This is a genomic window from Arcicella rosea (assembly GCF_040543805.1).
In the GTDB taxonomy this organism is placed as follows: domain Bacteria; phylum Bacteroidota; class Bacteroidia; order Cytophagales; family Spirosomataceae; genus Arcicella; species Arcicella rosea.
The window spans coordinates 33,997-47,308 of record NZ_JBEUMS010000014.1 but is presented as its reverse complement, the minus strand read 5'-3'; the positions used below and the strand labels follow the sequence as shown (position 1 = coordinate 47,308).

At 35.3% G+C, this 13,312-nt stretch carries 10 protein-coding genes; 6 read left to right on the top strand and 4 right to left on the bottom strand.

Features of this window, described 5'->3' with window-relative positions; genetic code table 11:
* Positions 1 to 61 precede the first annotated feature (61 nt).
* The gene (locus tag ABID42_RS17205) at positions 62 to 4,057 is read right to left on the bottom strand and encodes an AAA domain-containing protein (RefSeq protein WP_367284741.1); all 3,996 of its coding nucleotides are present in this window, start codon (positions 4,055 to 4,057) and stop codon (positions 62 to 64) included.
* A gap of 56 nt (positions 4,058 to 4,113) precedes the next feature.
* On the opposite strand from ABID42_RS17205, the gene ABID42_RS17200 reads away from it, so the two are divergent.
* Complete coding sequence (locus ABID42_RS17200) at positions 4,114 to 4,758, top strand: oxidoreductase (RefSeq protein WP_367284740.1); 645 nt, start codon at positions 4,114 to 4,116, stop codon at positions 4,756 to 4,758.
* A gap of 54 nt (positions 4,759 to 4,812) precedes the next feature.
* Positions 4,813 to 6,603, top strand: a complete 1,791-nt coding sequence (locus tag ABID42_RS17195) for a MutS-related protein (protein WP_367284739.1) — start codon at positions 4,813 to 4,815, stop codon at positions 6,601 to 6,603.
* A 96-nt stretch (positions 6,604 to 6,699) separates the two neighbouring features.
* On the opposite strand, the gene ABID42_RS17190 is transcribed toward ABID42_RS17195, so the two are convergent.
* The 3 genes from ABID42_RS17190 to ABID42_RS17180 all read right to left on the bottom strand — a co-directional run bounded on the left by ABID42_RS17190 (position 6,700) and on the right by ABID42_RS17180 (position 9,024).
* On the bottom strand, positions 6,700 to 7,443 hold the full coding sequence (locus ABID42_RS17190; protein WP_367284738.1) for a class I SAM-dependent methyltransferase: 744 nt from the start codon (positions 7,441 to 7,443) through the stop codon (positions 6,700 to 6,702).
* 613 nt (positions 7,444 to 8,056) lie between these two features.
* On the bottom strand, positions 8,057 to 8,608 hold the full coding sequence (locus tag ABID42_RS17185; RefSeq protein WP_367284737.1) for a hypothetical protein: 552 nt from the start codon (positions 8,606 to 8,608) through the stop codon (positions 8,057 to 8,059).
* 98 nt (positions 8,609 to 8,706) lie between these two features.
* On the bottom strand, positions 8,707 to 9,024 hold the full coding sequence (locus tag ABID42_RS17180; RefSeq protein ID WP_367284736.1) for a hypothetical protein: 318 nt from the start codon (positions 9,022 to 9,024) through the stop codon (positions 8,707 to 8,709).
* Positions 9,025 to 9,365: 341 nt separating this feature from the next.
* On the opposite strand from ABID42_RS17180, the gene ABID42_RS17175 reads away from it, so the two are divergent.
* From ABID42_RS17175 to trpC, 4 genes are all read left to right on the top strand, one after another.
* The gene (locus ABID42_RS17175) at positions 9,366 to 10,790 is read left to right on the top strand and encodes an anthranilate synthase component I family protein (protein WP_367284735.1); all 1,425 of its coding nucleotides are present in this window, start codon (positions 9,366 to 9,368) and stop codon (positions 10,788 to 10,790) included.
* Positions 10,791 to 10,901: 111 nt separating this feature from the next.
* The gene (locus tag ABID42_RS17170) at positions 10,902 to 11,468 is read left to right on the top strand and encodes an anthranilate synthase component II (protein WP_323258396.1); all 567 of its coding nucleotides are present in this window, start codon (positions 10,902 to 10,904) and stop codon (positions 11,466 to 11,468) included.
* 32 nt (positions 11,469 to 11,500) lie between these two features.
* Positions 11,501 to 12,487 (top strand): anthranilate phosphoribosyltransferase, encoded by a 987-nt coding sequence (gene trpD / locus ABID42_RS17165; RefSeq protein WP_367284734.1) that lies wholly within the window; start codon positions 11,501 to 11,503, stop codon positions 12,485 to 12,487.
* A gap of 14 nt (positions 12,488 to 12,501) precedes the next feature.
* Positions 12,502 to 13,296, top strand: coding sequence for an indole-3-glycerol phosphate synthase TrpC (trpC, locus tag ABID42_RS17160; RefSeq protein WP_367284733.1), 795 nt, complete (start codon positions 12,502 to 12,504; stop codon positions 13,294 to 13,296).
* Positions 13,297 to 13,312 lie beyond the last annotated feature (16 nt).

Sequence of the window (13,312 nt, the reverse complement as noted above, 5' to 3'; positions counted from 1 at the left end):
GAGAGTTGCCGCTACGGTTTTTATATTTTATCATCAATCAGAAATTCCATATCTAACATCATCAAGTGTTTTTCCAGAAATTACGGCTATAGATTCGTTCAAAAGTCCAACCTTTTGCTTTTAAACCAGCAGGAATGTATGCAAAAGTCTCTTTCGGAGAAATATGTTCATAATACAAATCATCGTCGGTCAAAATAAGTGACTCGTATTTTCCCCCTGTTTTTACCGTAATATCAGCAAATGGCAATTCTTTAACATTTTGCTGATTGTATTTTGCAATCTGCTCTTTCAATAACCAATCTGCTTGATATTTTGTTGAAGAAAACGGTTTCGGTTTATAGTTTCCTTCCGACACCGACAAAGCATATTCTAAATAACTTTTCAATAATTTTGGACCTTCGTTGAGCGTATCGCCAACATTTAATTGATGTGGCAAAATACTGCTGACAATCAGTATTTTTTCTTTGGCACGAGTAATCGCCACATTCAAACGATTTTCGCCTCCTTGCTGATTCAGCGAACCAAATTGCATACTCATTTTTCCGTTCATGTCAGGTGCATAAGCAATTGAAAAAATGATAATGTCTCGTTCATCGCCTTGTACATTTTCGATGTTTTTTACAAAAATGGGCGCAATGTTTTCAGCAGAATGATTCAATGCAAAAGCCTTTGTTTCTAATAAATCCTGAATCAAGCCTTGTTGTTTAAAATTAAAAGTAACAATGCCAATTGATTTTTGTGGGAAATCATTTTTGAGGTTTTCGACCAAATTAATAATCGTTTCTGCTTCTTCAAGATTACTGTTGTTTTCCCAAATGCCATTTACCTTTAAATATCGAATCGCAGGTTCTGCTTTGTTGATTTCATGAAAATCGGGCAAAAGCTGTAAAGTATTATTGTAGAAGTACTCATTTGAAAAATCAATTAAATCCAAGGAACGACTACGATAATGCCCACGCAACTGCGTTTGTGGCAAGTACTGACAAGCCAAATCTAACAAAGAATCTACCTCTAATGCTGGCGAATCATCTGTGTCATTTTCAAATTTTAGCCTGTATAAATCATTCGGTTGTAATTGTTTTGAATCGCCCGCAATCACTACTTGTTTTCCTCTGAACAGTGCAGGAATTCCTTGTTCGGCAAAACATTGTGAGGCTTCGTCAAAGATGATTAAATCGAAAAATGGTTTTTCAGTTTCCATCGGGAAAATGGCTGAAACCGTTTCGGGCGAAGCCAACCAACAAGGAACTAATCTGAAAATTTCATCTGAATAAGCCGCAATCAATCGCCTAACAGCCCATAATTTTCTTTTTTTGGCTACTTGATGTTTTAAATCACGATAAGTAACCACGTTTTGCAAACGATTTTTTTCTAAATTTTGATAGCTGAGTGTCCGTAATTTTAGCAATAAAATCTCTTTGCTCAATTGCTGTTTTTGAAGTACAGCTTCTTGTAATTGACTTTCTAATTGACCAATTTTCAAAGAACTTACTCCTCTTAAAATAGGATTTTTGATTTCAATATCTTTAATCCAAGCTAGTTTTAAACTATTCAGAAAACTATCAAGTGGATTTTTTTCTTCAACAAATAAATGGATTACGGCTAACTCCGTGTGACTGCACACTGCTTTCAAAGCGTCTAATTCTTGCATATCGTCAAAATGTTCTTGCAAGTATTTTATCACCAAAGTTCCGTGCTGTAAATTGGCTAATTCGTTGATTTGAATCACTGATAAATTTACTTGCCAAAGTGCTTGTTGTTCTTCTAATTGGATTGACTTTTCAATCAGAAATTTTACTTTTTGCTGAAATTCTGACCAAGAAAAACTCGTCCATTCATTCAGCGGAACATTTTTAATACTTCTAAAAATCGTTTCTGCTTTGGCTACTTGGTACAACATTTGAAAATGACGTTCGAACCAACGATAACCTTTTCTCAACCAAATAACTTCTTCCCTACTTTCTGCATTTTTTGAAAACTCATTGCCAAATAAATAAGCCCATTCTTTCCACCATTTTTCTAAACCTATTCTGTTCTGAATTCTTTCATGCAGTTTTTTCAAATCTTCTAGCCCAATACTTAGTCCGTTGGCGATGGCAAGCTGTTGGATTTCTTTTTTCTCTTTTGAAAACAGCGACCAATAAATACTCTCAAGAGTATTGCTTTTGGCATGGATAGCTTTGCTTATTTTTCCAGAAAACGTCAATAAATCTGCACTTGACAAAGTGATTTCTATGCCTTGGCCCGCAAAAAACTGAGCAACTTCTGTTTCTAAACTTGAAATTTTACTTGTATTAGTCTTGATTTTTTGCGACAAATTTCTGGCAAGAAGTTGATAGATTTTGTCTGTTGAAATGCCATGTAACAGATTTTGTAGCTTTACTTTTTCAAGTGAAATTTTCTGGAGGGAATCTAAAGACAGTTTTTTGTCAAATATTGTTTGAGATTGATTTTCTATTTCTTGCACAAAAAGCGTCAACTCTTTAATAGTCTTGGCAATTAGCGAAATATCTACTGGCTGACGATGCTGAAACGAAAGTCGATTTTGCCAAAAAAGACTGGCGTCGTTATTTCCCAACTTTTCTTGATAAGCGAAGTACAACTTAAATTTCTCAACAAAATCCTTGATTTCGGTGAAATTGAAATATTTATAATATGCCTCTAAATCAACAAAAGTATCATTTGCAGAGCTTGTTAAATACAATTCTTTGACAGAAATTCCACATTCATTTACGGCAAATAAAGCGTCTTTAAAAGTCTGTAATTCTTCAGAAGTTTTATCAATTTGTTTGCTTTGCTGACTGAAATTTCTTTCGATAAAAATGGCATCCAAGCTCTGATTTTGCTTTTGATAAGTATCGACTTGCTCAATCTGATGCAAAATTTGTTCATAAAGTGCTTTCCTGTCATTTTTAAAATCGTGCACATTGCCAACAAAAGCACGCATTCCAACTTTTGCGAGGCGTTCCTGAACAACATCCAAAGCCGCCCGTTTCTGGCAAACCACCAAAACTTTTTTGCCACGTGCTGTAAAATCGGCAACGAGATTACAGATTAATTGAGATTTTCCCGTTCCCGGAGGACCTTGAACGACTAACGATTGTCCAGCTTTTACTTCTCGCAAAGCCTTTTCCTGAGAAATATCAATTTCAAAAGGCGTCAGCAATTGTTCTTCTCTAATCTGAATTGCTTCTTCAAAATCATTCGGGAAAAGATTTTCAACCGTCTTGTCTTCATTTTTGGCTAAAGTATCAATCAAAAATTGATAGTCTGGCACTAAAAATGAACCTGCTTGTGGAAAAATTCCTAAAACAGCCTGTGGAAATAAAGTAAGTTCACCGTTGCGTTCAGTACTTTCTAAAGTCGTTTTAGCAATCTTTTCAAAATGTGTTAATTGATTCGTGAAATTATCTTGATTGAAATTGATTTTTAAAGGAGAGTTCTTCAAATACTCATACAATTGCGTTCTGAATTCAAGGGCATTTTTCGAAAAATCTTCCAACGAATTATCTAAAAAATCATCTGAGATTTGAATCTCGTTGAAGTAAGAATACGCCAGCAAAAAACTTCTATTGAAAATAACTTCGTCTCTTTGTTTTATTTGCCAGATTTCGCTCAAAGACTCATCTGTCCCTGCATTTTTCTGAGGAAGCAACACGCAATCGAGATGAACAGGAAAAAAAAGTAAAGGACAACGAACTACTGTTCCATCTGAAAATTTACCTTTTACAATCGGATAACCAATGTATAAATCTTCCGAACCACGCTCTTCTTCAATCAGTTTTTCATGCCTTGAAATCTTGCGTAGTTTCTTGCTGATTTCATTTACTTTTTCAAAACGTGGGTCATGTTTTTCGCAAAGCGTAATCGTATTTTTTTGAGCAATTAACTGCTCAATTAGCTGAAAAGAAGGAGTGTTTTGAAGAAAATCAAGTTCGTGAACATCTAAAAACTGCTCAGTTGCTGATGAAAGTAACAACGACTTATTCCTAGTACTCAGGTTAGTAAGTCTTTTTTGATATGATTTCAGGATAGAATGTAAAGTATTTTCTTCCACGATGCTTATTTGATGAACAGATTTATTCAAATTTACACGAAAATCTGGAAATTAATATGAAAACAGCTATAATCATCGGTGCTACTGGCTTGGTAGGCAGTACTTTGGTCAAGCAAATACTTGACAACCCAAACTATTCAAAAGTAACGCTGTTACTTCGCAAACCTTTGGATATTCAGCATCCAAATTTGCAACAAGAAATCGTTGATTTCGATAAACCTGATGCCACAAAAATTATTGGCGACGATTTATTTTGTGCGATGGGAACAACTTTGCGCAAAGCAGGTTCTAAAGAAGCACAATATAAAATTGATTGTACTTATCCTTATGAATTTGGAAAAATTGCGAAAGCCAATGGCGTAAAACAGTACATTTTGGTTTCATCCATTGGCTCGGATGCGAATTCAAATAGTTTTTATTTGAGAACAAAAGGCGATTTAGAACAGAAAATTAAAGCGCTCGACTTTGAAAACTTCATCAGTGTTCGTCCTTCTTTTATTTTGGGAGATAGACAAGAATTTCGTTTGGGCGAGAAAATAGGAATTGTTTTAGCCAAAGCAATTTCACCACTTTTACTAGGAAGTTTGAAAAAATACAGAGGAATTGAAGCCGCCCAAATCGCCAAAGCGATGCAAGTATTGGCAAACAAAGGTTTGACAGGCGTGCATTTCTTTGAATCGGATGAATTGCAAGCATTATAAGCTTTGAGAATGTTCAAAGCTCTTTCTGTATCTTTGTTGAAAAAAATACCGTTTATGACACCACTCGAAACTTTTCAATCTAGAAAAATTCATTTCCAAAACCTTGCCGAGCAATTCCAAAAACAATATAATCAATGGGCTGTTTTTAGGGCTATTTTGTTTGTGGCTGTTGCTGCGATTGGCTATTTCTGCTATGAATTTTATGATTTTGCTTATACTTTATTAGTCCTAATTATTGGCATTGCCTTGTTTTTGTTTTCCGTAACTAAACATTTAAAAATAAAGTATTTAAGAGACAAAAATAGAACTTTAAGCACTTTGAATGAAGACGAAATTCATCGTTTAGAAAATCGATTTACTCGTACAGAAACAGGCGAAGTATTTGCAGAAGACAACCACTTTTATGCAAGCGATTTAGATATTTTCGGAAAGCAATCGCTTTATAAATTACTGAATCGCACGCATACTTTTGGGGGGGCGAAAATGTTGGCAAATTGGCTTTTGCATCCAGCAGAAACGACTGAAATTCTCAATCGACAAAAAGCTATTCAAGAATTATCAGAGAAAATAGATTGGCGACAAGATTTAGAAGCCTCCGCCATGTTGATTGAAGAAGTATCCGAACCAACTCATCAATTATTGGCTTGGAACGATGCTCCAGCTAATCAGAAAATCCAACAAAGTTTATTTCAAATTGCTCGCTTTTTGCCTTATATCACCATTCCTGTGATTTTGGCTTGGATTTTGGGCTTTGTGCCCATCTATATCGTGTTGGTGTTGATGGGAATTCATGGTTTGATTTTAAAACAAATATTTACTGAAGTAACCGTTGCGCTCGACCAAACTAATCGCATTGCTGGTGCGATGAAAGCATATTCTGCCTTGGCTGAATTGATTGTCAGGGAAGATTTTCAAGAAGAAAAACTACAAAACCTAAAAAGCCAAATTGCAGAGGCTAGTCCAGCCATTCTTGCTTTAGAAGATATTCTGAACAAAATGGCGAATAGAACGAATCCTTTTTTCGCTTTTGTGGTGGGCATTCCAACTTTATGGGATATTCAATATTTTATCAAATTAGAAAATTGGAAAGCAAATCATCGTGAAAATTTACCTACTTGGTTGGCTATCATTGCCGAATTTGAAACCTTGAATAGTTTGGCGGGCTATCGTTTTGCTAATCCTACTTTTATTCAACCCAATATCGTTGCTGGCGGAGTATTGCTAAAAGCAAAAGCTTTGGGACACCCGATGATTCGCCATAATAAAAGAGTTTCAAACGATATTGAACTGATTGGTGGAGGGAAAACCATTATCATTACAGGTTCGAATATGTCGGGCAAAAGTACTTTCCAAAGAACAGTTGCCATAAATGTAGTATTGGCATTGACGGGTGGTGTTGTTTGTGCTGAAAGTTTTGAATGTTCTTATTTACAAGTATTCACCAGTATGCGAAGCAATGATTCTTTAGAAGAGGGTACTTCATCTTTTTATGCCGAACTAAAACGCTTGAAGCAATTGATTGACGAAGTAGGAACAGGCGAGCAAAGTAAAGCTTCGATACTATACTTTTTAGATGAAATTCTGAAAGGAACAAACTCAAAAGACCGCCACGAAGGAGCAAGAGCCTTGATGTTACAATTGCATAAAACCTCAGCTTCTGGTTTTATTTCTACACACGACGTAGAATTAGGCGATGAATTTGATGAACAAGATTTTGTGAAGAACTATAGCTTTTCATCCGAAGTAGTCAACGACGATTTGGTATTCGATTATAAACTTCGCAAAGGCGTTTGCCATAGTTTTAATGCTAGTCAGTTAATGAAGAGGATTGGGATTGAGATGTAAGCTACTTCTTAACTAGTGATTACTATTTCAAACTGAAAATTACTCATGGCATGACTTGGAGTCATGCCATGAGTAAAAGAGTAAAATTGAAAAATATTATTTTACAATTCCCATCTTCATAAAAACAGGAAAATTCACCCTGAAAATATCTGAACTTTTATAGATAGCTTTTAAACTTTCTATAAAACTATCTACAGGATTTTCATGGTGAATTTTGATGTACTTCTGTACACTCGACCAAGTATTCAAATATCCTTCTAATTCAGCAAGCATCCATTGATAGTTCATCGCAAATTTTGGACTTTCTATCATCTCAAAAGGAAATGGAATACTTCTGTATTCTTCATCAATAAACCTACGTTCCGCATCCCAATATTCACCAATTTGTTCTTGATAAAAATCCTGAAATAGCGCATTGGCTTTTTCATTATCTATCGTCAAAGTACCATAACCCCAAGCCGCAAAAATAGCTTCTGGCTTAGCAACACGATGTACTTCTTGGAAAAAACACTCAAAATCAAACCAATGAATGGCTTGCCCGACCGTAATTAAATCAAAAGTATTTGCAGGGAATTCCGTCTTTTCAGCTTGAGCAATTGAATAATGAATATTATCCGCCTGATGAGCATTATCTAACTGCTTTTGCGAAATATCCGTCGCAAAAACTTCTTGAAATATTGTTGATAAATGCGATGCCACTTGTCCATTGCCCGTGGCACAATCCCAAGCAGCCTCAAAGTTTTTCACCTTTGTCAAAACAAAGTCATATAATTCAGCAGGGTATTTAGGACGAAATTTAGCATAAAGCGCTGCTTGTGTCGAGAAATTATCTTTAGGCATAATGCTTATTGTTTAGGTTTGAGCGTAACGCTCTTGTTAATTTAGTCGTGCAAGAGCTTAGGACTAAATTAATACTACAATTTCACCCAATTCACTCAATTCCCCAACAAAATCACCGAACTCTTTTCTGAAAATGGATGTGGCAGTCAATAAATGCCTAAGAGATGATTTGCTTCAAATTGATTTAAAGCAAATCATTTTGTTTCTATACTATTTCTTATTGAAAATGATTAGATACAAGTGTTTCTATACTATTTCTTATTAGAATTGATTAGATACAAGTGTTTCTATGCTTTTTCATACAGAAAATAATTAGAGACAAGTGTTTCTATACTATTTCATATAGGATATGACTAGATACAAGTGTTTCTATGCTGTTTTATGTAGGAAATGATTAGATACAAATGTTTCTATGCTGTTTTATGTAGGAAATGATTAGATACAAATGTTTCTGTAGTGTTTCTTACAGTAATTTATTGGATACAAAAAATACTGTGTTCCACCACATTGAAGGAAGGTGCTAGCTTCATCAAACTTGCAAAAAACCTTTGGAAAATCTTTTGTAGGCTACATACTTTCAATCATTCTGCATAAATGTGAATACTATACATAGTTAATTCCCCTCGTATTTTTCTAAAATCAACAATATACCAGCATCATTCATTGTTGTTTCTTCTATTAATGATTTTAATTCAGGCTTACTTTTTGTAATTTGTTTGAGCTTATTTCTGTAACTATTAAATTCTCCCATCTTAACTTCTTCACCCAATTCATTTTTGAGGTAATCGGTATTTATTTTTGAATAATTGTATTGATAAGATTCTCTAAGCCAAGTTATTTTACCATTATACTTCAGTTCTGCCAACTTACCTGAGTTTTGCACAAAGGTTCTTTTTTTTCCATTGAGGTCAACAAACTTCATTTGTTTTATGAAATCGGCATCTATTTTATGTTTATTCCCATCTCCGTCCAAAATACGAACGGATTTATAGAAATTAAGCTCATTATTAAAAAAACCATTATCTATCACCGTTGCGTAAACTCTAATTTTTGTCCTGAGGGTATCATTGCTAGTTAGAATAATTTCTGTATCAAGTGTTTTTTGAGCATAAGAAATAAAAGAATAGGTAAAACTTAGGATAATAAACAATGTTTTTGTTTTCATGGGGTGATTATTTTATAATTCGGATATAAGGACTTTATTATTTATAATTGATTACAAAATTCTAAAGGTTTTTTGACTATTTTAAGTGTAATACTTTTTTATTTAAAAATAATCTCAGACCCTTTTTTAGTAGCATATCCGTCTTCAACTAGAATAGCTCCAAGAATATAGGCAATCTGGCTTGTTCTTAAGTTTTTGATTATCCATTCTCCCACACTTCCTGTTGGTGGTTTGTCAAGACTCGTTCCTATTGGAACTGTTTTTCCTTCAAACTCCTTAATTAATTTTTCGTAGTCCTTCTTAAAAAGTTCGACTTTCCACTTTAAATCAGCACCATAATAAATGTTAATTTTTGAACTATCAGAATCCTCATATTCAAAGAAGGTTCTTTTCCCCCAAGTTTTAAGTCTTTTCATTTTCAATATTATTTACTTATTTTCAGAAATGAAGATACAAATGTTTCTGGTATTTCAAGTTGAAGAAAATTTATAAACGCTTTGTTAGACCTGAAAAAATGTTATCTATAATTTTTTTAACAATATTTTTTGAATCTAATTTTTTAATACTAAGTTTGTGCAAATAAAAATCAGACAATGACAAACAATTTCAAAAATACAGCATGGTGGTGGCAACTGACAAGCGTCCGTTGAACAGCGTTATAATGTATTTTCGATAAAGATATATTTCTTCACGAAGAGGCTTACTGTTCAACCAGTAAGCCTTTTTCTTTGCTCTTTAAAAATCACTAAAAATCAGCATGACTTTTTCAGTAAAAACAACCCAGAAGAAACGTTTAGCAGATACCATTACGCCCGTTGGAATCTTTCTGAAATTGCGTAATAAGTTCAAAAATTCGGTTATCCTAGAAAGTGCCGATTATCACGGAAAAGAACATGGCTATAGCCACATCGCCTGCGACCCAGTGGCTAGTATTGTTATCGATAAAGATGTCGTAACGCAAACTTTTCCCGATGGAACTACCGAAACTTTTACATTGGCACATCGCAAGGATGCCGTAAAAGCTTTAATGGATTTCGCCAAACGCTTTGAGTGGGAACGTCAGCCTGATTATGCGCCGATGGCAAACGGAATGTTTGGTCATATTGCTTATGATGCCGTTGAATATTTTGAAGACATTGAAATTCAGGATAAAAACGAAAACACAGAAATGCCTTCTATCATTTATCATGTGTATCGTTATGTGATTGCCATCAATCATTTCAAAGATGAATTGTACTTGTACGAGCATCAATATACTGGAGAAAAAGAAAAAGAGGCAGACAAAGTAAAAGGTTTAGAAGTACTTGAGATGTTGTTGGATATGCCACATTATGCAACGAAATCATTCAAATTGACGGGCGATGAAACAACCAATTATACGGATGATGAAATGCGTGTGATTATTCAGGAATGTATCAAACACTGTTTGCGTGGCGATGTTTTCCAGATTGTACCTTCTCGTCGTTTTAGTCGTACTTTTGAAGGCGATGATTTCCAAGTATATCGTGCCTTGCGTTCTATCAATCCATCACCTTATATGTTCTATTTCGATTACGAAAATTATAGAATATTTGGTGCTTCGCCCGAAAAACAAATCGGTATTAAAAATGGAATGGCTGAAATTCACCCCATTGCAGGTACTTTTAGAAGAACTGGCGATGATGAAAAAGATGCTGAATTGGCTCGCCAACTATTAGCCGACCCCAAAGAATCTGCCGAACACGTGATGTTGGTTGACTTAGCAAGAAACGATTTATCAAGAAGTTCGGATGTGGTAAAAGTAGAGACTTTCAAAGAAGTACAGTTTTATTCACACGTGATTCACTTGGTTTCTAAAGTAACAGGAAAAATGACTGTAGGAACGAATCCATTGCAATTGGTGGCCGATACTTTCCCTGCGGGAACGCTTTCTGGTTCGCCAAAACATAATGCAATGAGTATCATCAACCGTTTAGAAAACGTAAATCGCCACATTTACGGCGGGGCAATTGGCTATATGGATTTTGTCGGAAACTTTAATCATGCCATTGCAATTCGTACTTTTATGAGTAAAAATAATACGCTTTATTACCAAGCAGGTATGGGCGTAGTAGCCAAATCGGTGATTGAAAACGAAATGCAAGAAATCAAATTGAAATTGGGTGCTTTAAGAAAAGCCTTGGATATGGCAGAAAGCATTTAGCCGATAGCTATCAGCTTTGAGCTGAAAATTATCATCATTCTGTCAAATTAAAATATAAATGATTAATAAAGCTCAAGGCTCATTGCTCAAAGCTGACAGCTCGATACAACCATGAAAATATTAGTCCTTGATAATTACGATTCATTCGTGTATAATTTAGTCTATATCTTGAAAGATTTAGGCAATGAAGTGGATGTATTCCGCAACGATAAAATTTCATTAGAAGCCGTAGGCAAGTATGATAAAATCTTACTTTCGCCTGGACCAGGAATTCCAGAAGAAGCCGGCATTTTATTAGATGTAATTCGTGAATATGCCCCTACGAAATCTATTTTCGGCGTATGTCTTGGTCACCAAGCCATTGGCGAAGCCTTCGGAGCAAAATTGCACAACATGGGCGATGTATTACATGGCGTAACAACCAAATGTATCATCACTGACCCAACAGAAGTACTTTTCCAAGGAGTACCGAATGAAGTAAATGTTTGTCGCTATCACTCATGGACGGTTGTAAAAGATACCATGCCCGCAGAATTAAAAGTAACTGCTCTCGACGAACAAGGTTATGTAATGGCAGAAGCACATAGTAAATATGATGTAAGAGGTGTTCAGTTTCACCCAGAAGCGTATTTAACAGAGTACGGTGTGAAAATGGTAGAAAACTGGGTGAAAATCTAGTAAAACAAAAACGCTACTTACCGAACACGAAAATGAAAAAATACTTACAAAAAAGAACAGAAGGCAATGCCCTAACGCAAGAAGAAGCCCAAGCAGCCTTGGGAATCATTGCCAGAGGCGAAGCCAATAACAGTCATATTGCGGCATTTCTAACAACCTACATGATGAAGCCCATCACGACGGAAGAATTGGCAGGTTTCAGAGATGCCATGTTGGAATTAGCCTTAACGATAGACCTTTCTGCCTACGACCCAATGGATGTTTGCGGAACGGGTGGAGACGGAAAAGATACTTTTAATATTTCAACGACAGCTTCATTTGTAGTAGCAGGTGCTGGTCAGGCAGTTGCCAAACATGGGAATCATGGAGTATCTTCGTCGGTTGGTTCTTCAACGGTGTTGGAGTACTTGGGCGTGAAATTTAGTAATGATGCAGCTTATCTTCGTCAGAAAATAGAAACGTCTGGAATTTGTTTTTTACATGCCCCATTGTTTCATCCTGCGATGCGTTTTGTAGGTCCAATCCGTAAAGAATTAGGCATGAAAACCTTTTTCAATATGCTTGGTCCAATCTTAAATCCAGCTTTGGTACAAAAGCAAATCACTGGAGTTTATAATTTAGACGTTTTGAAACTTTATGGTGAGCTGTTACAGAAATCGTATAAGCATTTTGGCGTAGTGTACGCTTTAGACGGCTACGACGAAATTTCTCTTACTTCTGATTTTAAATTAATTACCGTAAAAGGAGAAGAAACATATTCGCCTGAACAATTAGGTTTCACAAGATGTAAGCAAGAAGATTTACACGGGGGGAATACGGTTGAAGAATCAGCGAAAATATTAATCAATATTCTTGAAAACAAAGGAACGCAAGCCCAAACACAAGCCGTTTTAGCCAATGCAGCAACAGCTTTATATTGTGCTGACGATGCCTTAACTTTGCCAGATGCTGTATTGAAAGCCAAAGAATCTTTAGAAAGTGGTAAAGCATTAGCGGGTTTCAAGCAATTTATTCAGTAAAATATTTAGAGGAAATGACAATTTTAGATAAAATTATTGCTCATAAAGCGCAAGAAGTAGCCCAACGCAAAGAGCAAGTTTCTGTGCAGAAATTAGAAAAAAGTGGCTTTTTCGCCAAAACAAATAATTCATTAAAGACAAGTTTACTGAATCCAGCTTCTTCGGGAATCATTTCTGAATTTAAAAGAAAATCGCCTTCGAAAGGAATCATTAACGGAAACGTTACTGTAGAAGAAGTAACAGCAGGTTATGTAAAAGCGGGTGCGGCTTGTCTTTCTGTGTTAACAGATTTTGAATTCTTTGGAGGTTCAAGTGAAGATTTTTTAAAGGCTCGTCGCACGAATCCAACAATTCCGATGATTCGTAAAGATTTTATGATTGATGAGTACCAAATCATCGAAGCGAAATCTTTGGGAGCTGACGTAATTTTATTGATTGCAGCTAATTTAACACCACAACGCATCAAAGATTTGGGTAAACTGACGAAAGAATTAGGTATGGAAACACTTTTAGAAATCCATGACGAAGAAGAATTGAATCGTAGTTTGAATCAGTATATTGACGTTGTGGGCGTAAATAATCGTAACCTAAAAAACTTTGCTGAACAAAATGTAAATGCTTCTTTGGAATTAGCAGAGAAAATTCCAGCAGAATGTATCAAGATTTCAGAAAGCTGTATTTCAGAAGCGGCAACTATTAAATTATTAAAATCAGTTGGCTATAAAGGCTTTTTAATCGGCGAAACCTTTATGAAAACCGAAAATCCAGCGGAAGCTTTGAAGAATTTTATTGATGAAGTAAGAAAGTAAAAGTACATAAGAAAAT

What these genes read in the sequence shown, in the direction of transcription:
- ABID42_RS17200 (WP_367284740.1), top strand. Translation starts at nt 4,114, where the DNA reads ATGAAAACAGCTATAATCATCGGTGCTACTGGCTTGGTAGGCAGTACT.
- ABID42_RS17195 (WP_367284739.1), top strand. Translation starts at nt 4,813, where the DNA reads ATGACACCACTCGAAACTTTTCAATCTAGAAAAATTCATTTCCAAAAC.
- ABID42_RS17190 (WP_367284738.1), bottom strand. Translation starts at nt 7,443, where the DNA reads ATGCCTAAAGATAATTTCTCGACACAAGCAGCGCTTTATGCTAAATTT.
- ABID42_RS17185 (WP_367284737.1), bottom strand. Translation starts at nt 8,608, where the DNA reads ATGAAAACAAAAACATTGTTTATTATCCTAAGTTTTACCTATTCTTTT.
- ABID42_RS17180 (WP_367284736.1), bottom strand. Translation starts at nt 9,024, where the DNA reads ATGAAAAGACTTAAAACTTGGGGGAAAAGAACCTTCTTTGAATATGAG.
- ABID42_RS17175 (WP_367284735.1), top strand. Translation starts at nt 9,366, where the DNA reads ATGACTTTTTCAGTAAAAACAACCCAGAAGAAACGTTTAGCAGATACC.
- ABID42_RS17170 (WP_323258396.1), top strand. Translation starts at nt 10,902, where the DNA reads ATGAAAATATTAGTCCTTGATAATTACGATTCATTCGTGTATAATTTA.
- trpD (WP_367284734.1), top strand. Translation starts at nt 11,501, where the DNA reads ATGAAAAAATACTTACAAAAAAGAACAGAAGGCAATGCCCTAACGCAA.
- trpC (WP_367284733.1), top strand. Translation starts at nt 12,502, where the DNA reads ATGACAATTTTAGATAAAATTATTGCTCATAAAGCGCAAGAAGTAGCC.